The 18,490-nt window shown below is 66.9% G+C and carries 22 protein-coding genes; 11 read left to right on the forward strand and 11 right to left on the reverse strand.

From position 1 onward, the window contains the following. The first annotated feature begins 3 nt into the window (after positions 1–3). The 7 genes from hisB to HNP60_RS01115 all read left to right on the forward strand — a co-directional run bounded on the left by hisB (position 4) and on the right by HNP60_RS01115 (position 5,552). Positions 4–591, forward strand: coding sequence for an imidazoleglycerol-phosphate dehydratase HisB (gene hisB, locus HNP60_RS01085; RefSeq protein ID WP_184149139.1), 588 nt, complete (start codon positions 4–6; stop codon positions 589–591). Between the two features lie 6 nt (positions 592–597). Then, positions 598–1,212 (forward strand): imidazole glycerol phosphate synthase subunit HisH, encoded by a 615-nt coding sequence (hisH, locus tag HNP60_RS01090; protein ID WP_184051532.1) that lies wholly within the window; start codon positions 598–600, stop codon positions 1,210–1,212. Beyond that, positions 1,209–1,964 carry a 1-(5-phosphoribosyl)-5-[(5-phosphoribosylamino)methylideneamino]imidazole-4-carboxamide isomerase gene (hisA, locus tag HNP60_RS01095; RefSeq protein WP_184149142.1) on the forward strand — a complete coding sequence of 252 codons (756 nt, stop codon included), beginning with the start codon at positions 1,209–1,211 and terminating at the stop codon, positions 1,962–1,964. The genes hisH and hisA overlap by 4 nt, the downstream gene beginning before the upstream one ends. Then, positions 1,961–2,725 carry an imidazole glycerol phosphate synthase subunit HisF gene (hisF, locus tag HNP60_RS01100; RefSeq protein WP_184149145.1) on the forward strand — a complete coding sequence of 255 codons (765 nt, stop codon included), beginning with the start codon at positions 1,961–1,963 and terminating at the stop codon, positions 2,723–2,725. The genes hisA and hisF overlap by 4 nt, the downstream gene beginning before the upstream one ends. 445 nt (positions 2,726–3,170) lie before the next feature. Beyond that, a complete protein-coding gene (locus tag HNP60_RS01105; protein WP_184051527.1) occupies positions 3,171–3,488 on the forward strand; it encodes a phosphoribosyl-ATP diphosphatase in 318 nt (105 codons plus the stop codon). Between the two features lie 4 nt (positions 3,489–3,492). Continuing rightward, positions 3,493–3,870, forward strand: coding sequence for an HIT domain-containing protein (locus HNP60_RS01110; RefSeq protein WP_184051524.1), 378 nt, complete (start codon positions 3,493–3,495; stop codon positions 3,868–3,870). Between the two features lie 143 nt (positions 3,871–4,013). Then, complete coding sequence (locus HNP60_RS01115; RefSeq protein WP_184149148.1) at positions 4,014–5,552, forward strand: amino acid permease; 1,539 nt, start codon at positions 4,014–4,016, stop codon at positions 5,550–5,552. A 97-nt stretch (positions 5,553–5,649) separates the two neighbouring features. On the opposite strand, the gene HNP60_RS01120 is transcribed toward HNP60_RS01115, so the two are convergent. From HNP60_RS01120 to HNP60_RS01155, 8 genes are all read right to left on the reverse strand, one after another. Continuing rightward, positions 5,650–6,765: a 5-methyltetrahydropteroyltriglutamate--homocysteine S-methyltransferase gene (locus tag HNP60_RS01120; RefSeq protein WP_184149151.1), complete on the reverse strand. Its 1,116-nt coding sequence runs from the start codon at positions 6,763–6,765 to the stop codon at positions 5,650–5,652. 234 nt (positions 6,766–6,999) lie between these two features. Next, positions 7,000–7,425, reverse strand: a complete 426-nt coding sequence (locus HNP60_RS01125; RefSeq protein WP_420825214.1) for a secondary thiamine-phosphate synthase enzyme YjbQ — start codon at positions 7,423–7,425, stop codon at positions 7,000–7,002. A gap of 15 nt (positions 7,426–7,440) precedes the next feature. After that, complete coding sequence (locus HNP60_RS01130; protein WP_184149154.1) at positions 7,441–8,025, reverse strand: hypothetical protein; 585 nt, start codon at positions 8,023–8,025, stop codon at positions 7,441–7,443. Further along, entirely contained in the window at positions 8,022–9,092 is a 1,071-nt protein-coding gene (gene aroC, locus HNP60_RS01135; protein ID WP_184051516.1) for a chorismate synthase, read from the reverse strand. The genes HNP60_RS01130 and aroC overlap by 4 nt, the downstream gene beginning before the upstream one ends. A 7-nt stretch (positions 9,093–9,099) precedes the next feature. Then, positions 9,100–9,903, reverse strand: a complete 804-nt coding sequence (fabI, locus tag HNP60_RS01140) for an enoyl-ACP reductase FabI (protein ID WP_184051514.1) — start codon at positions 9,901–9,903, stop codon at positions 9,100–9,102. Further along, the gene (locus HNP60_RS01145; protein ID WP_184149157.1) at positions 9,900–10,865 is read right to left on the reverse strand and encodes a YihY/virulence factor BrkB family protein; all 966 of its coding nucleotides are present in this window, start codon (positions 10,863–10,865) and stop codon (positions 9,900–9,902) included. The genes fabI and HNP60_RS01145 overlap by 4 nt, the downstream gene beginning before the upstream one ends. 137 nt (positions 10,866–11,002) lie before the next feature. Further along, on the reverse strand, positions 11,003–11,944 hold the full coding sequence (locus HNP60_RS01150) for a DnaJ C-terminal domain-containing protein (protein ID WP_184149159.1): 942 nt from the start codon (positions 11,942–11,944) through the stop codon (positions 11,003–11,005). A gap of 106 nt (positions 11,945–12,050) precedes the next feature. Then, positions 12,051–12,752: a DUF4136 domain-containing protein gene (locus tag HNP60_RS01155; RefSeq protein ID WP_184149162.1), complete on the reverse strand. Its 702-nt coding sequence runs from the start codon at positions 12,750–12,752 to the stop codon at positions 12,051–12,053. 125 nt (positions 12,753–12,877) lie between these two features. Between HNP60_RS01155 and pdxH the strand changes: the two genes are divergently transcribed. Genes pdxH through HNP60_RS01170 form a run of 3 tightly spaced genes read left to right on the forward strand, consistent with a single transcriptional unit; the run spans position 12,878 to position 15,224 of the window. Next, on the forward strand, positions 12,878–13,501 hold the full coding sequence (pdxH, locus tag HNP60_RS01160; RefSeq protein ID WP_184149164.1) for a pyridoxamine 5'-phosphate oxidase: 624 nt from the start codon (positions 12,878–12,880) through the stop codon (positions 13,499–13,501). After that, entirely contained in the window at positions 13,498–14,433 is a 936-nt protein-coding gene (locus tag HNP60_RS01165; RefSeq protein WP_184149167.1) for a cation diffusion facilitator family transporter, read from the forward strand. The genes pdxH and HNP60_RS01165 overlap by 4 nt, the downstream gene beginning before the upstream one ends. After that, entirely contained in the window at positions 14,430–15,224 is a 795-nt protein-coding gene (locus HNP60_RS01170; protein ID WP_184149170.1) for a PhzF family phenazine biosynthesis protein, read from the forward strand. Before HNP60_RS01165 ends, HNP60_RS01170 begins: the two co-directional genes overlap by 4 nt. 11 nt (positions 15,225–15,235) lie before the next feature. On the opposite strand, the gene HNP60_RS01175 is transcribed toward HNP60_RS01170, so the two are convergent. Next, positions 15,236–16,354, reverse strand: a complete 1,119-nt coding sequence (locus HNP60_RS01175) for a serine hydrolase domain-containing protein (RefSeq protein ID WP_260394594.1) — start codon at positions 16,352–16,354, stop codon at positions 15,236–15,238. Between the two features lie 26 nt (positions 16,355–16,380). Here HNP60_RS01175 and HNP60_RS01180 point away from each other — a divergent pair, with 26 nt between their 5' ends. Beyond that, a complete protein-coding gene (locus tag HNP60_RS01180) occupies positions 16,381–16,719 on the forward strand; it encodes a hypothetical protein (protein WP_184149173.1) in 339 nt (112 codons plus the stop codon). A gap of 48 nt (positions 16,720–16,767) precedes the next feature. Here HNP60_RS01180 and HNP60_RS01185 read toward each other — a convergent pair whose 3' ends face one another. Together HNP60_RS01185 and ung are read right to left on the reverse strand one after the other, a co-directional pair. Beyond that, a complete protein-coding gene (locus tag HNP60_RS01185; RefSeq protein ID WP_184149176.1) occupies positions 16,768–17,691 on the reverse strand; it encodes a DUF808 domain-containing protein in 924 nt (307 codons plus the stop codon). A gap of 70 nt (positions 17,692–17,761) precedes the next feature. Further along, on the reverse strand, positions 17,762–18,484 hold the full coding sequence (ung, locus tag HNP60_RS01190) for a uracil-DNA glycosylase (protein WP_184149179.1): 723 nt from the start codon (positions 18,482–18,484) through the stop codon (positions 17,762–17,764). Between the last annotated feature and the right edge of the window lie 6 nt (positions 18,485–18,490).

Raw genomic sequence — 18,490 nt, forward strand, 5'->3', positions numbered from 1 at the left:
GCCATGCGCACGGCAGAAGTCAGCAGGAAGACCGCGGAAACGTCCATCGACGTGCGGGTCAATCTCGACGGGACGGGCAACTACGCCATCTCGACCGGTATCGGTTTCCTCGATCACATGCTCGAGCAGCTTTCGCGCCACTCGCTGATCGATCTGGACGTGAAGACGGTCGGCGACCTGCATGTCGACCAGCATCACACCACGGAAGATACCGGCATTGCGGTCGGCGAGGCGATTGCCAAGGCGCTGGGCGACAAGCGCGGCATCCGCCGTTATGGCGAAGCGCATTCGCCCATGGACGAGACGTTGACGCGCGTCGCGCTGGACATCAGCGGCCGGCCCTGGCTGGTCTGGAAAGTGCAGATCGGCATGCAGCGCCTCGGCGAATGGGATACCGAGCTGATCGAGCACTGGTTCCAGAGCTTCACCCAGAGCGCCGGCATCACGCTTCATGTCGAGACGCTGTACGGCTCCAACAACCATCACATCGTCGAAAGCTGCTTCAAGGGGCTGGCACGGGCGCTGCGCAGCGCGGTGGAGATCGACCCGCGCAAGAGCGATGCGATCCCCTCCACTAAGGGCGTGCTGTAGGGCGCCATGACCGTCGCCCTCATCGATTATGGCGCCGGCAACCTGCACTCGGTGCACAATGCCCTGAGGGCGGCCGGCGCGCATGGCGTGGTCATCACGGCCGATGCCGAGGTCGTTCGCCGCGCGGATCGTGTCGTGCTGCCGGGTGTCGGCGCGTTTCGCGCCTGCATCGAGCCGCTGCGGGCCATACCGGGCATGATCGACGCCATGCGGGAAGCAGTGTTCGATGGCGGACGGCCGTTCCTGGGCATCTGCGTGGGCATGCAATTGCTCGCCGATGCGGGCGAGGAATTCGGCCGTCACGCCGGTCTCGGCTGGATTCCCGGAACGGTGCGGCTGATCGAGCCGACAGTCCCCGGCATCAAGGTGCCGCATATGGGCTGGAACGATGTGACGCCGGCGGCGGCGCATCCCTTGCTCGTTCCCGGCGAGGCCTATTTCCTGCACAGCTATCATTTCGCGGTGGCTGATCCTGCGCATGTCATGGCCGTCACGGACCATGGCGGGGCGCTGGTGGCGGCCGTCGGCCGGGACAATATCCTCGGCGTGCAGTTTCATCCCGAGAAGAGCCAGGCTTACGGTCTCGCGACGCTCGCACGCTTTCTGGAGTGGAAGCCATGAGCGCTGCCGGCGGCGTCCCGCCCTTCATCGTCTTTCCCGCAATCGACCTCAAGGGCGGGCAGGTCGTGCGACTGGCGGAAGGCGACATGGACCGCGCCACTGTCTATGGCGATGATCCGGCCCATCAGGCGCGGCTGTTCGCCGAGCAGGGCTCCGATTTCCTCCACGTGGTGGATCTCGATGGCTCCTTTGCCGGCCGTGCCGTCAATGGCGCGGCGATCGCTTCGATTGTCGCGGCCTTTCCCGGGCATGTCCAGCTTGGCGGCGGCATCCGGGACGCGCAGGCGGTCCAGGGCTGGTTCGAGGTCGGCGTGTCGCGCGTGGTCATCGGCACGGCAGCGCTCAAGAACCCCCAATTCGTGAAGGACATGGCGGCCGCTTATCCGGGCGGCATCGTGGTCGCCGTGGATGCGCGCGACGGCATGATCGCCACGGACGGCTGGGCCGAAAAGTCGGACATGCCGGTCGTCGATCTGGCGCGCCGGTTCGAGGATGCCGGTGTGGCATCGCTGCTCTTCACGGACGTGGGACGCGACGGGCTGCTCAAGGGCGTCAATATCGAGGCGACCGTCGATCTTGCCCGGGCGGTGGACATTCCGGTCATCGCCAGCGGCGGCGTGGCCGGCATTTCGGACATCCGCATCCTCAGCCTCCATGCGGGAGACGGGATCGAAGGCGTCGTGACCGGGCGCGCGCTTTATGACGGCCGGCTCGACCTGCGGACGGCGATCGAAGTGGCCTGCGCGGTATGACCGTCCGCACTCGGATCATTCCCTGCCTCGACGTTGCCAACGGCCGGGTGGTGAAGGGCGTCAATTTCGTCGACCTGCGGGACGCCGGCGATCCGGTGGAGCAAGCGCGAGTCTACGACGCGGCCGGCGCAGACGAACTGTGCTTCCTCGATATCACGGCCAGTCACGAGGATCGTGGCACGCTGCTCGATATCGTCGCGCGGACGGCCGAAGTCTGCTTCATGCCGCTCACTGTCGGCGGGGGCGTGCGCTCCGCGGCCGATGCGCGCGCCCTGCTGCTTGCCGGTGCGGACAAGGTAGCGGTGAACAGCGCCGCCGTCGCGCGCCCGGAGCTCGTGGGCGAGATCGCCGACAGGTTCGGCAGCCAGTGCGTCGTGGCCTCGGTCGATGCGCGGCGCAGCGGCCCGGGACGATGGGAGATCTTCACCCATGGCGGCCGCCGCGCGACAGGCATCGACGCGATTGCCCATGCGCTGCGCCTGGCAGCGCTGGGAGCAGGCGAGCTGCTCGTCACCTCCATGGACAGCGATGGGACGCGGCAAGGCTATGACATTGAGCTGATCCGCACGATCGCCGATGCTGCACCGGTGCCGGTGGTGGCGAGCGGCGGCGTGGGCACCTTGGATCATCTGGTCGAGGGCGTGAAATCGGGCCATGCGAGCGCGGTTCTGGCGGCATCCATCTTTCACTTCGGGCAGCATAGCGTTAAAGAGGCACGGTTCGCGCTTGCGGCCGCCGGGGTTCCCGTCCGCAGTGCATGAGTGCCTGAGGGTCGCATTCCTTATCGTGACGAACGCCGGCTCGAGCCGGGCGCGATGACAGTGATTGTCCTTGTGGGGGGACGGATATGAAGCTTGGCATGGGCTTGCGCATGCTGCTGGCGGCTGTGCTTATCGGCGGAGCGATGCTCGGCATCGCTGCGATCTTCTATGCGCCCCCAAATGACGCGGCACCAGGTTCCCGAACGCCTGACTGGGCGCTCCTCGCTGCGGCAGGAGCGGCTTTCCTCATCGGCAGGCTGGTCATCCGGAGCGGTCCGAGGCCCCGCCCGAAGCAGCGCCGCTGAACACCGCCGAGCCAGCGACAGGCGGCAGCATCCACTCGCCTGCGTCGCACCGGAAACCCCATTCCCAAACGCTGGTCCCGTCGCGCACGCCGCGCAAAATCCATTGACGGCGGACGCCGCAGCGGCAAGGACGTCGCCCCATGGAGACATTGGCTCGCCTCGAGAAACGGATTCAGGACAGGCGCGGCGCCGACCCCGCGACTTCTTATGTCGCGAAGCTCTTCCGGGCCGGCCGGCCCAAGATCGCGCAGAAGCTGGGGGAGGAAGCGGTCGAGACCGTGATCGCCGCTCTCGGGAGCGATCCGGATGCGCTGACCGGCGAGGCTGCGGACCTGATGTTCCATCTCATCGTCCTGCTGTCCGATTGCGGCGTCAGCCTGGCGGATGTCTGCGCCGAGCTGGACCGGCGGGAAGGCGTCTCCGGCATCGTCGAGAAATCGTCCCGCCCGAAGGAGTAGAGCCGTGCCCATCGATCCCACGCTGCCCTATGACGAGGGAAATATCTTCGCGCGGATCCTGCGGGGGGAAATCCCGAACAAGACGGTCTACGAGGATGAGCATGTCCTCGCCTTCCACGACATATCGCCCAAGGCGCCGACCCATGTCCTGGTCATCCCCAAGGGCGCCTATGTAAGCTGGGATGATTTTTCCAGCCGCGCCAGCGATGCGGAAATCGGCGCTTATGTCCGCGCCATCGGGCTGATCGCGCGCGAGGCGGGGCTGGTCGAGCCGGGCTATCGGCTGCTCGCCAATGTCGGCGAGGACGGCGGGCAGGAAGTGCCCCACCTCCATGTTCACATCTTCGGCGGAAAGCCGCTGGGGCCGATGCTGGCCCGCTGACCCTCGGCCGGACGCATCGGCGGGTTTCGCGCCACCGCGCCGGACTGCTTCGCACTTGCACCCAATGATTTAGTCTCTAGTCTGCCTCCCCATTCAGGGGGACAGCGGCACATCGACCGCTGCACATCGAAAGAGACAAGCGCATGATTTTTGGCCGCATCAAGCCGCTGGACGCCATTCTCGCTACTGCCGAAAAGAAATCGCTGCACCGCTCGCTGGGGGCTTTCCAGCTCACCATGCTGGGCATTGGCGCGGTCATCGGCACCGGCATTTTCGTTCTGACCGCCGAGGCCGCCCAGAAGGCGGGCCCGGGCATGATGATCAGCTTCATCATCGCCGGCTTCGTCTGCGCCGTCGCGGCGCTCTGCTATGCGGAAATGGCCTCGATGGTGCCGGTGTCCGGCTCGGCCTACACTTACAGCTATGCCGTCATGGGCGAGATCATCGCATGGATGGTCGGCTGGGCACTCATCCTCGAATATGCCGTGGCGGCGGGCGCCGTGTCGGTCGGCTGGTCCGGCTATGTCATCGGCCTGATCGAGCACGCCTTTTCCATAGACATACCTGACCTGCTGGTGCTGGGCCCGTTCGATGGCGGCCTCATCAACCTGCCGGCGATGCTCATCGCGGGACTGGTGACTTGGCTGCTGGTCATCGGCACCAAGGAAAGCGCGACCGTCAATGCCGTTCTCGTCGCCATCAAGGTGACGGCGCTCACCTTGTTCATCATCCTGGCGATCCCGGTCATGAACAGCGAGCAGTTCTCGCCATTCGCGCCGACCGGCTTCCTGGGCATCTCGATGGCGGCGGCATCGATCTTCTTCGCTTATGTGGGCTTCGACGCGGTGTCGACGGCGGCTGAGGAGACGAGGAACCCGCAGCGCAACATGCCCATCGGCCTGATCGGCAGCCTTCTCTTCTGCACCGTCTTCTACCTGCTGGTGGCGGCGGGCGTCATCGGTGCGCCGGGCCTCTCGAGCCAGCCGGTGCGTGACGCGGCGGGCCTCGTGCTCGAGCCCGGCAGCCGCGAACTCGCCACGCAGTGCGCGGCGCGCGCAGCGGAAGGCTTCAAGGACGTGGTCTGCTCCAAGGAAGCGCTGGCCTTCACGCTGCGCGAGATCGGCTGGCCGCAAATCGGCAACCTGCTCGGCCTCGCCGCCGGGCTCGCCCTGCCCTCCGTCATCCTCATGATGATGTTCGGCCAGACCCGCATCTTCTTCGTCATGAGCCGCGACGGGCTGCTGCCCCCGGCCTTCTCGAAGATCCATCCGCGCTTCAACACGCCGCACGTCATCACGATCATCACCGGCGTCTTCGTGGCGCTGTTCGCGGCCTTCTTCCCGGTCGGCCAGCTCGCCAACATCTCCAACTCCGGCACGCTGTTCGCCTTCGCCGCCGTGTCCATCGCAGTCCTTGCTCTGCGCCGGACGGACCCCACGCGCCACCGGCCGTTCCGTACGCCCGCCGTCTATCTCACGGCGCCGATCGCGATTGCCGGCTGTGCCTATCTGTTCGTCAGCCTCGATCACAAGAGCATCATTCTCTTCCTGATCTGGGCAGCCATCGGCCTGGCCGTCTATTTCGGCTACAGCCGCAAGCGCAGCCATGTCGGCCTTGGCCATGTCGAAGTGCATGAGGACGATCCGGACGCGCCGCCGCAGCCGGTGCCGCCCGTCAACTGATCCGCTCGCGAACGGGACAAAGGAAAAGGGCCGCCCGGGATCACCGAGCGGCCCTTTCCTGTTTCATCCGTGGGGCAGTGAGCGCCCCGGCGCGTTCTCAGGCGCTACCCCAGACTTCCTCGGCCACTTCGACCACCAGCTCCATCTTCGCCTTCTGCTGCTCGACCTCGATGTCGTTGCCGTGCACCGTCGAGGCGAAACCGCACTGGGGCGACAGAGCGAGCTGATCGAGCGGCGCGAACTTCGCGGCCTCCTCGATGCGCCGCTTGATGTCGTCCTTGGTCTCCAGCTCGCCGAGCTTGGTGGTAACGAGGCCCAGCACCACGATCTTGCCCTTGGGGAGAAAGCGCAGCGGCGCGAAATCGCCTGAACGGGCGTCATCATATTCGAGCAGGAAGCTGTCGATCGCCAGCTCGTTGAACATGATCTCGGCGACCGGCTCATAGCCGCCCTCGGCCGCCCAGCTCGAGCGGAAATTGCCCCGGCACAGATGCACGGCAGTGAACATGTCGTCCGGCGCCGTCGCGATCGCATCGTTGATCATCTTGGCATAATGGCGCGGCAGATCATCGGGATCGAGGCCCCGCTTGCGGGCATTCTCGCGCTGCGTGTCGTCGCACAGATAAGCGAGGTTGGTGTCATCGAGCTGCAGATAGCGGCAGCCGGCATCGGCGAGATCGGCGACTTCCTCCTGATAGGCGGCCGCGACGTCAGCGAAGAACTCGGTCATGTCGGGATAGGCCGCCTCGCTGATCCCTTCGCGCCCGGCGCGGAAATGGAGCATCGTGGGGGAGGGAATCGTGACCTTCGGCGTCTCGCGCGTGACGCTCGCCAGGAACTCGTAGTCCGCGCGCTGGATCGGCTTTGCATGGCCGATCTTACCGGTCACCACCATCTTGGGCGGGGCGAAATGCACATCCTTGCCGATGGCATTGTGGAACGCCACTTCCATGCCGCCCTGCTCCTCGATGCCGGCGAGTTGGAGCAGGAAATCGGTGTGAAAGAACTTGCGGCGATACTCGCCGTCCGTGATGGCCTTGAGGCCGACGCCTTCCTGAAAGGCGACCACGCCACGGATCGCTTCGTCCTCGACCGCGCGCAGCGCCGCCGCGTCGATCTTACCCTGGGCGAAGTCGTCCCGGGCGTCGAGCAACGCCTTGGGGCGCAGGAAGCTGCCGACATGATCGGCGCGAAACGGTGGTTTAGACGGCATGATCTTCTCCTTCGGGTGCGGCGCGGGGGCGACCCGTCCGCTCAATCTGGCAGAAACAGCATATAAAGCATTCTTTATATATAGGAAGCTTTATGTCGCGAAAGGCCGCCAATTCCATTCGTTCGCAGAACACGGCCCGGAGGGCGCGAGCCGCCAACCTGCACCCCGCAGGAATGCGCGCGTTGTCTCTGGCGATGAAAATCCGGCTCCGGTCGGCCTCGAGCCGTCTGGAATTCAGGCGCCCAGAAGATGCAGGGCGATCTCGCGATGGTGCGGCCTGCGGCGATGTTCCATGAGGTAGATGCCCTGCCATGTGCCGAGCGCCAGCGCGCCGCCGATCAGCGGGATCGAGAGCGTGACACCCGTCACCATGGTCCGGATGTGCGCGGGCATGTCGTCCGGCCCCTCATCGTCATGAGCGTAGGGATGATCTTCCGGCGCGGCCCGGTCCAGCCAGTCGAGCAGGTCGCGGCGGACGGCCGGCGCGGCATTCTCCTGGATGGTCAGCGAAGCGGAGGTATGGCGGCAGAGCAGCGTCAGCAGCCCTTCGCTCATGCCTTGCCCCGTCACCCATGAAGCGATCTCGTCCGTAATCTCGACCAGCGCCCGACCGGGCGTGCGCACGCGGATGATGCGGCTTGCCTGCCGCAGCTCAGCCATGCAGGGAACGGCGGCTCAGGCGCATCCCTCGACCCACTGGACCTGTTCCCAGTTGCCGAAACGGTAGCTCTGCACGGTCTTGCCGTTCGTCTCCACGATCAGGCCGCGCGGCGCGCCTGCCTCATGCACCACCAGATAATGACCTTCCGGCCCGGTATAGGGATGCGGCTGGACCACGGCGCGGCCGCCAAGCCGCCGCAGCGCCTCGGCCTCGCTCTGTCCGACGCGGAGGCCGCCCAGGGTCGGATGTGTAGGCGTCGCGACATCGATCCGCGTCACGACCGGCCCGTCGAGCATGAGGAACACGTCCGGCAAGGACGTGATGCGCGCATAGGAGCAGGTCGAGCCGGGCAGCGGCTCGTCGGTCCGGATCGCGACGCCCGCACTGCGCAGATCGGCCGCGCGCGCGCCGATGCGCACGGGGCCGAGCCGGTCGAAGGGATCGCGGTCCTCATCGGGCGCTGTCTCGGGCGCGTCTTCTTCGGGAACAATGACGGTGTCGACGTCATTGGCCGCGGCGAGATTGGCTTCATCCTCGCGCGTCGGCCCGCCGCAAGCGGCAAGGGCGGCGAGCATCAGCAGCGGCCAGGTGCGTGTCATCCACATTGGGCCCTGTGTAGCAGCTTCTGGTCGGCGAGTACCAGTGCGACCATGGCCTCGACCACCGGCACGCCGCGAATGCCGACGCAAGGGTCGTGCCGGCCCTTCGTCCTGATCTCGGTCGCCTCGCCCTCGCGCGTGACGGTCTCGACCGGGATCAGGATGGAACTGGTGGGCTTGAACGCTACCCGCACCCGGATCGGCTGGCCCGTGGCGATGCCTCCCGCGATTCCGCCGGCATGGTTGGCCAGGAAGATGGGCGTGTGGCCATTGCCGGGCCGCATGGGGTCGGCATTCTGCTCGCCGCGCAGGCGGGCGGCCGCGAAGCCATCGCCGATCTCCACGCCCTTGACCGCATTGATGCCCATGCAGGCTGCCGCCAGTTCGCTATCCAGTTTCGCATAGAGCGGCGCGCCCCAGCCAGCCGGCACGCCGGTCGCGACGCACTCGACCACCGCGCCGAGCGAGGAGCCGTCCTTGCGCGCCGCGTCCACCAGCGCTTCCCAGCGGGCGGCTGCCTTGGCATCCGGGCAGAAGAAGGGATTGTTGCCGATCTCGGTGGGATTGAAGTTCGCCGGATCGATCGCATCGCCGCCGATCTCGCTCACATAGCCGGTGATCTGCACCTGCGGGATGACCAGCCGCGCCACCGCGCCCGCCGCGACCCGGCTCGCCGTCTCGCGCGCGGAGGAGCGCCCGCCTCCGCGATAGTCCCGGAAGCCATATTTGGCATCATAGGCATAATCGGCATGGCCGGGCCGGTAAGCCTGCGCGACTTCGGAATAATCCTTCGAGCGCTGGTCGACATTCTCGATCATCAGGCTGATGGGCGTGCCCGTCGTTAGCCCCTCGAACACGCCCGAGAGGATCCGCACTTGGTCGGGCTCCTGCCGCTGCGTGGTGAAGCGGGAGGTGCCCGGCCGGCGCTTGTCCAGCCAGGGCTGGATGTCGCTTTCCGAAAGCGCGATGCCCGGCGGGCAGCCATCCACCACGGCGCCGATCGCCGGGCCGTGGCTCTCGCCCCATGTGGTGAAGCGGAAGCTCCGCCCGAAGGTGTTGAAGCTCATGCGCGCGTCAGCTGAGCGCGATGTCTGGCGCGTCCTCGGCTTTCATCCCGATGACATTATAGCCCGCGTCGACATGGTGGATCTCGCCAGTCACGCCCGAGGCCAGATCGGACAGCAGGTAGAGGCCGGCGCCGCCCACATCCTCGATGGTGACGTTGCGCCGCAGGGGCGAGTTCAGCTCGTTCCACTTCATGATGTAGCGGAAGTCGCCGATGCCGGATGCCGCAAGCGTCTTGATCGGCCCGGCGGAAACGGCATTCACCCGGATATTCTCCGGCCCCAGGTCCATCGCGAGATATTTGACGCTCGTCTCGAGCGCCGCCTTGGCAACGCCCATGACGTTGTAATGCGGGATGACCTTCTCGGCGCCGTAATAAGTCAGCGTCAGGATGGATCCGCCATTCGCCATCATCGGCACCGCGCGCTTGGTCACCGCGACGAAGCTGTAGGCCGAGACGTTCATGGTCAGGAGGAAATTCTCCAGGCTGGTGTCGACATATCGGCCGCGCAGCTCGTTCTTGTCCGAGAAGCCGATGGCGTGGACCAGGAAATCGATCGTCGGCCAGCGCTCGGCAAGCTGTGCGAAGCAGGTGTCGATCGACGCCATGTCCGAAACGTCACAGGAGAGGAGGAAATCGGATCCCAGCTCCTCCGCGAGCGGGCGCACGCGCCGCTCCAGCGCCTCGCCCAGATAGGAAAAGGCAAGCTCCGCCCCCTGGGCATGCAGCGCCTTCGCGATACCCCAGGCCAGCGACTTGTCGTTGGCGAGGCCCATGATGAGCCCCCGTTTGCCTGCCATCAGGCCTGTCATGCAGTCGGCTCCTCCGTCTCTTCCGCTGGCTCTTCTTCCTCGTCATCCTCGGGGAAATCGGCCAGCGCCGCATTGAGTTCGGCGCCAATTACCACGCCGAGCCCGATGATGAAGAAAAAAATGAGAGCCAGCATCGCGCCTGCCAGACCACCATAAGTGAGGCTGTAGCTGGAGATGCGGGAAAGGAAGAGAGGCAGGAGCAGCGACGTGCCATACCACCACAGGGCCGTGAAGGCAGCGCCGGGCCATTTCGGGAACGGGCCGGTACGATAGCGCCCCGGCGTCAGCGCGACGAACAGGAAATAGAGCGCCAGGAACAGGAAGGCGGTCGGCACCAGCCGGTAGGCCGTGATGAGGCCGAACGCCTTGTCCGCCACCGGGAAGAATTTCTCGATCACGGTTTCGACCGCAGCGAGCAGCACTTGCAGCGACAGCGCCACCAGCGCGCCCAGAACGCTGAGGATGATCAGGCCCATCGCACGCAGGCGATAATGCCAGAAGGGCTGCTTGGAGCGCGTGCCATATGCACGGCGCAAGATATCCCGGATCGTCTCGATGAGGCTGCCGACGGTCCACAGGCCGACCAGCGCGCCGATCCACAAGAGATTGCCCGTCCGCGCGCTCAGCACATCCGTGATGGCGGGGCGCAGCACGTCCGCCACATTGGGGGGAACGGTGAGCAGGAAGCCGTTCACCGTGGCGATCCCCGCCTGTGTCCGCCCCAGCAGCTGCGCGATGGCGGCGGCGAGGATGAAGAAGGGAAACACCGCGACGAGAGTCAGATAGGCAAGATTGCCCGCGTGAATGAACCCGTCCGTATAGACGCCCACCGCCACCCGCTTCAGGACCGTGATCGCGCGGGCGCCCACCCGGCTCCGCCGGATGCCGGCATGCAGGCGCGCACCGCGCTCGCGCAGCCGGCGGCGCCGGGCTTCCGGCGATTCGGGAGACAGCCCGAGCATGGATCAGATCTCCGGGCGGGATGATGTCATGCGTCCAGCCGATCCCTTACATCGCGAGCCCGGCGCCCACGGCGCGGGCCCGTGCTTTCGCAGGATTGCGCGCCGCTTTCAACGCCGCTGGCCCGGCAATCGGCCGATTACACGCCCAGATGGGCCCGTAGCGGCCGGCTGTCCGACCAGTCCTCGGCAAAGGCCTTCAGTGCCGGATCGTGCGCCGGGAGATCGATCAGCAGAGTCACGAGCTGGTCGCCGCGCCCGCCCTGCTTGTGCGTGAAGCCCTTGCCCTTGAGCCGCAGCGTCTGTCCCGAGCGCGCGCCGGCCGGCACGGCGAGCATGACAGGCCCGTCCACCGTCGGAACCTTCACCCGCGCGCCGTTCACGGCCTCGTTGAGGCTGATCGGCAGGTCGAGCCGGACGTTGTCGCCCTCCTTTTCGAAGAAGGGATGCGGCGCCACCTCGATAGTGACGATGGCATCGCCTGCGCCGGCCGGCCCCGGCTGGCCCTTGCCGGAGAGCTTCATCTGGGTGCCGCTCTCCACGCCGGCGGGCAGCTTGAGGTCGATCGTCTTGCCATCCGCGAGCGTGATGCGCTGCGGTGCAAGCGTCGCGGCGTCCACGAAGGGAACCGAGAGGCGATAGCTCATATTGGCGCCGCGCTGGGGCGGCGCGCTCCGTCCGCCGAAGCCGCCGAAGGGGCCACCGCTGCGGCGCCCGCCACCGCCGAACAGCCCTTCGAAAATGTCGCCAAAGTCGGCGCCGCCCGCCCCGAACTCGAATTCCGCGCCGGGGCCGCCGCCGCGCGAATAGGTCGAATAGCCCTGGCCGCCGCCATTGCCGAAGCCGAAAGGATGAGTGGGATTGCCGTCGGCATCGATCTCGCCACGGTCGAACTGCGCGCGCTTGTCCTTGTCGGACAGCAGATCATAAGCGCGCGTGACCTCGGCGAATTTCTCCGCGGCCTTGGGATTGTCCTGGTTCCGGTCGGGATGAAGCTCCTTCGCGAGCTTGCGATAGGCGGACTTGATCGCTTTCTCATCCGCGCTACGCGAGACACCCAGCAGGGAATATGGATCAGTCATTTCGTTCAATCACCCGTTCGCCCCGGCACGCATGCGCCACCTGCATTCATCTGGCAACTGCAGGGGCCCGCCGCAAGTGGGAGACGGGGCGGTACTAATGCTGAATCTAGCGGCGAGCGAGGGTTTCGCCGCTCTTCCCGGGAAAGCCATCGAACAATGCGTCGGCCAGCCGCGTGGCGATGGCCTGGTCCGTCCAGCGGGAATCGCCTTCGCGCGTGGCCATCTCGGCCCTGCCTTCCCAGAGCGCCTTACCGGTCGCGCGGTCGAGGACGCGGGCTTCCAGCCGGGTGGAGACGAGCGCCTTGCGCGGCTTGGTGAGATCGACCCCGACGGCCATGCCGACCATCGAGCCATAGTTCGAGACGCCCACTGCCATTTCGCCGCTCACCGGCTTGCGCTTCTGCTCCTCGGGAACGAGCACGTCGCGCACGATGCGGATCTCGGCGATCTGCCCGCCTTCGGGGCTGGCCTTCATCGTGTCGTAGCCGGCCTTCACGAGCTGGTCGATGACAGCGGCTTCGTAGACCGCGGGCTCACCGGCCCTGGCTTCCCCGCCCGTAGTCGCGCTGACCGCGATCGGGCCGTGACCCAGCGCATCGCCCGCATCCTCCGCGACGAAGCGCGCTGCGTCCACCTTGCCCTCGCGTTCGTCCTGCCCGCGAGCGAGGCGAGGCGAACGCCAGTCGTCGGCACCCGCGCGAGCGCGGCCCAGTCCGGGCGTGCCCCAGCCGGGCTGCGCGGAAGCCGGCATCGCACAAGCCAGAGCAGCGATCAGCAGCGGAAGCGAGAGAACAGGGCTGGTAGACATGGTTCCTCCTTGAAGCACCCCATGATGCCACCCGTGCGCAGGCGTAGCCGCCACGGCCTTGCGGGCAGGTGAACAACCCCGCGCCGTCGCTCGACAGTCCGCCCGGCCCGGCGTAGGAAGCGGCCATGACCAGTCCCGCCGACACCACCTCCACCGCGCCGACCACGCTCGCCGCCGATCCCTTCATGCTGTTCGACACATGGTTCGGGGAAGCGCAGGCCAGCGAACCGGGCGATGCGAATGCCATGACGCTGGCGACCGCCGATGCGCGCGGCCGCCCCTCGGCGCGCATGGTGCTGCTCAAGGATCATGGGCCGGACGGCTTCACCTTCTACACCAATCTGGAAAGTCGCAAGGCGGACGACCTGATCGCCAATCCCCACGCCGCCTTGCTGTTCCACTGGAAGTCATTGCGCCGCCAGATTCGCATCGAAGGGCCGGTCACCCGCGTCGACGACGCCACGGCCGACGCCTATTTCGCGAGCCGGCCCCGCGATTCGCAGATCGGCGCATGGGCATCGGACCAGTCCCGCCCGCTCGATGCGCGCAGCACCTTCGAGCAGCGCATCGCCGAGGCCGAAGCGCGCTTCGCGGGCGGCGCCGTGCCGCGCCCACCGCACTGGTCGGGCTTCCGGCTCGTGCCCGAGACAATGGAATTCTGGCTGGACCGCATGTTCCGGCTGCATGAGCGCAGCCGCTACGAAGCGGACGGCGCCGGGGGCTGGCGGGCTGGATATCTCTTTCCGTGACGGCCGAGCACCGCCTCGCTGCCAGAGGCGAGCTCAATCGCAAGGCGGCGATCGCCAGCGTCGGCGTCGCGCTCATTCTCGGCACGCTCAAAATCTATGCGGTGCTGCGCACGGGCTCGATCGCCATGCTCGGCTCGCTGGCGGATACCGGCCTTGATCTGATCGCCAGCGTCGTCACGCTCGTCGCGGTGCAGATCGCGGCCCGGCCCGCCGACGAGGATCATCGCTTCGGCCATGGCAAGGCGGAGGCGCTGGCCGCCTTGTTCCAGGTATCGCTCATCAGCGTCGCAGCGGTTGGCATCGTGGTGCGCTCCATCGAGCGGTTCGGAAGCGGCGGCACGCCGGTGGACATCGAATATGGCGTCGGCGTCTCGCTTATCGCCATCCTCCTCACCATCGCGCTCGTCGGCTATCAGGCACATATCATCCGCTCGACCGGCTCGATCGCCATCGCATCGGACAGTCTTCACTATCGCAGCGACCTCGCGCTCAATGGCTCCGTCATCCTGGCGCTGGTGCTGGAAAGCCTGCTGCAAGTCAGGGGTGCCGACGCCCTGTTCGGCGTGGCCATCGGCCTCTGGCTTGCCTGGAACGCGATGCGCACCGCCACGCGCGCCATCGATCAGCTGATGGACAAGGAATGGCCGGACGACAGGCGGGCGCGTTTCCTCGCCATCGCCACCGACCATCCCGAAGTGCGTGACGTGCATGATCTGCGCACCCGCACCAGCGGCTCGCGCGACTTCGCGCAGTTCCATGTGCGCGTGGATCCCGCCATGACCATCGCTCACGGGCACCGGCTGATGGATGCGCTCGAGGATCGCCTGCACCGCGATTTTCCCGACGTCGAAATGCTGATCCACCTCGACCCCGTGGAGTCCGTGAACGAGATGGAGCGCCCGACGCGCACAAAGGAGCCGCCCGAGCCATGACATCCCTTCCCTTCACGCAGGTCGATGCCTTCGCCGACGCGCCGTTCACCGGCAATCCCGCCGCCGTGATGCCGCTCGATCGCTGGCTCGACGACAGCGTGCTGCAAGCGATCGCGCAGGAGAACAATCTCGCCGAAACGGCGTTCACGGTGAAGCTGCCCGCGGACGCCGGGGCGGACTATGAGCTGCGCTGGTTCACGCCGTCCGTCGAGGTGGTTCTGTGCGGCCACGCGACGCTCGCCAGCGGCCATGTGCTGATGCCCGACGACGCCGAAGTGCTGCGCTTCCGCACCCGCCGCGCGGGTGATCTGGCGGTGCGACGGGACAGCGATGGCTATGCGCTCGATCTGCCCGCCTGGCCGACGCAAGCGGCGGAGCGGCCGGACATCGCAGCCCTGCTGGGGCCTGTCGCCCCGGTCGAGACGCGCTGGCGGGAAGGCGGCTACCTGCTGTTCCTCTACCCGGACGAAGACAGCATCCGCGCGCTGCGACCCGATTTTCCCGCTCTGGCCCGCCATGGCGATGTCCTCACCATCGCGACCGCGCCGGGCATCGCCACCGATGTCGTGAGCCGCGTGTTTGCGCCCGGTGCGGGCATCGACGAGGACCCGGTGACCGGCTCGGCCCACGCCCTGCTGACCGCTTATTGGGCGCCACGGTTGGGGCGAGATCGCTTCACTGCCTTTCAGGCGAGTGCCCGGGGTGGCCATATCGGCTGTTGCCTGTCCGGCGATCGTGCCATCCTCACCGGTCGCTGCCGCACCGTCATCGAAGGACGGTTCATCCTTTAATCGGCGGGCGCTCAGTCCGGGAAGCGCCGGACAAGCCGCGCGAGCGCATCGCGAAGCGCATCCATGTCTTCCTCGCGCGTGACGCCGAGCCGCACGATGGTCAGCCCCTGACCGGGCGAGACCAGCAGATACTGGCCGCGATTGCCTACCCCGGCCACGAGTCGTTGCGTGGCCTGGCCAGGGAACAGCGCGGCCTGCTCTCCGGCCCGATTGAGCCAGATATGGCCGCCATAAGCCGCGTTCGCGGGCGAGGGCGCGAGCATGAAGTCGAACCATCGGTCCGCGATGAGCTGGCGCCCGTCCAGATGCCCCCGATGCCGGATGAATTCGCCGATGCGTGCATAGTCGCGCGCGGTCATGTGCATCATCACCGAGCCGTCCAGCGTTCCGCTCTCGTCATATTCGGGCGAGAAGCCGGTGAGGCCCAAGGGCCCGGAGAAGCGCGCCGCGAGGAAGCGGGCCATCGCGTCCCGCCGCGCCCGCGGGTCGCGAGTCGCACCGGCGAGCTGGTCCGTCATGATGCCAGTCAGGATCATGCTGGTCGCGCTGCTGTAATTGAACGTCCGGCCATCCGGATCCACCAGCGGCTTGGCGGCGGCGAAGGCGGCCTGATCTGCTGCCCCCTCGCCGACCAGCATGTCGAGCGGGTCGGAATGCCGCGCGGGCGTCCACAGCTCGCGGTTCAGCAGGCCGGAGCGCATCTGCAGCAGCATCCGCAGCGTGATCGCGGCCCGGGGATCACCCGCTTGCCGCCAGGCGGGCACAGGCGCCGGATCGTCCAGCGCCAGCCTGCCATCCGATACCATGATGCCCGCGATCAGCCCGGTCACTGTCTTGGCAATGGACCAGGAGAGGAACCTGCTGTCCGGTCCGAAGCCCTCCGCATAGCGTTCCGCGATGACCTCCCCGTCGCGCATCACGATCAGCGCGCGCGTCTCGCCCACGGATTCGCCGGATGCGGCATCGAACAGCGGATCGATCGCCTCGCGCAGCGCCGCCGCCGAGACTCCGGGGCTGTCCGCGAGCACGGCATAGCGTCGTGCCGGCACGTCCTGTGAGGCACTGGCACCGGCAAGCAACAGGCTGGCGCCGAGAAGAGCGCTCCAGCGGCAAAGCATTTTGATCTTCATCGCCCGGCGCCCTATCACGCCTCGCGATGAAAGGGGACAACCGCATCGCGAATCGCGCCGCGCGCTATCTGGTCTGGGTGCCGGCCGCTCTGGTCGCCTTCTATGTCGCGATAAGCTGGTCGGGATGGCGGCATCAGGCGGCGCAGGCCGCCGGCCTTGGCGCGCGCATGACCTGCTCCTGCCGTTATGTGGAGGGACGGGGCCTCGAGAGCTGCCAGGAGGATCTTGCCGGCATGCCGTGGATGGCGCTGGTGCGCTATGGCGACGATCCGGCCGCGCGGCGTGTCACGGCTTCCATTCCGATGATGGCGGAACGCTCGGCCGTGCTGCGCGAGGGCTTCGGCTGCCTGCCGGACAAACCCTGACCGCACAAAGACCCGGGATCAGATCGATGGATGCCGCCTTCGTTCCGGTCAGTGGCGGCCGCGCATCATGCCGATCACATGGACGATCCCCACGATCACCAGTCCCGCCAGGAAACCGAATACCGCGGAGAGCAGCGCATTGATCGTCCAGAGGACCACGCTCGCATGGCTCACGGCCGCCGCCATGTCATGCACCGCATGCGGCAGGGCGGCGAGCGGCGTTCCTTCCAAGCCGTGCAGGATGATCCCGCCACCGACCCAGAGCATGGCCGCCATGCCAACCGTTTCCAGCGTCCCCAGGATTCCGGGCATCATCTTCACCAGGCCCCGGCCGAACCGCCGGACGACGGCAGGCTGGCGGCGGGCAAGGTGCAGGCCGATATCGTCCAGCTTCACGATCAGCGCGACGACACCGTAGACGCCGACCGTCACCACCAGACCCACGGCGGCAAGCACCAGCGCCTGCATGGCCAGCGGCTCTCCCGCCACCTCGGCGAGCGAAATGGCCATGATTTCGCCGGACAGGATGAGGTCGGTGCGAATCGCGCCGGACACCTTGGCCTGCTCGAGATGCGCCGGATCGCCCGTTTCCGGGGCTTCCTCGGTTCCGTGATGCCCGCCCAGCAGCTCGACGACCTTCTCCGCGCCCTCGAAGCAGAGGAACGCACCGCCGAGCATCAGCAGCGGCGTGATCGCGGCGGGCAGAAAAGCGCTGAGCAGCAGGGCGGCGGGCAGCAGCAGCAGCAGCTTGTTGCGCAGCGAACCCAGCGCGATCCGCCAGATCATCGGCAATTCGCGCTCGGGCGAGAAGCCGGTGACATAAGTGGGCGTCACGGCGGCATCGTCCACCACCACGCCTGCTGCCTTCATGCTGGTCTTGCCCGCTGCGGCGGAGACGTCGTCGAGTGAGGCAGCGGCCAGCCGGGCGATCGCGGCAACATCGTCAAGCAGGGCGGCAAGGCCGGAAGCCATGGGCAGAACATCCTTGTCTGGTCGATCCGGCAACTCTCCTGCCCCAGCGCGCGGAGCGTGGAAAGCGGGATCAATGCGCGTCCGGCAATGTCCAGTCGATTTTGCCGCGGCCGTGCGCTTCCAGGAACGCATTGGCCTGCGAGAAGTGGCGGCAACCGAAGAAGCCGTTATGTGCCGACAGCGGCGAAGGGTGCGGCGCGCGCAGCACGAGGTGACGGCCGCCGCGCGCCACGTCCTCCACGAAACCGGCCTTCTTCTGGGCATGAGCGCCCCAGAGCAGGAAAGCGACGGGCTGTTCCAGCGCCGCCACCCGCGCGATGACCGCGTCTGTGAAGCGCTCCCATCCACGCCCCGCATGCGCGCCCGCCCGACCCATCTCGACCGTGAGGACGCTGTTGAGCAGCAGCACGCCCTGCCGCGCCCAGTGGTCGAGATGACCATGGCCCGGCGGCGTGAAGCCGATGTCCGCGCGCAGTTCCTTGAAGATGTTGACGAGGCTCGGTGGCGGCCGGACCCCGGGACGGACGGAAAAGCACAGGCCATGCGCCTGCCCCGGACCATGATAGGGATCCTGCCCGAGGATGACGGCGCGCACCTTATCCAGCGGCGTCAGCGCGAGAGCATTGAACCAGTCCTGACCGCGCGGGAAGATCTGCGCGCCGGCCTGCTTGCGTTCCAGCAGGAAGCGCTTGAGGTCCGCCATGTAAGGCGCGGCGAATTCATTACCGAGCGCGGCGCGCCAGCTCTCATCGAGGGACGCAGGCACGGTGGGCGGATCGACAGGCGCGTTCATGCGCGA

The organism is Sphingobium lignivorans, from assembly GCF_014203955.1.
GTDB classification, from domain to species: Bacteria; Pseudomonadota; Alphaproteobacteria; order Sphingomonadales; family Sphingomonadaceae; genus Sphingobium; species Sphingobium lignivorans.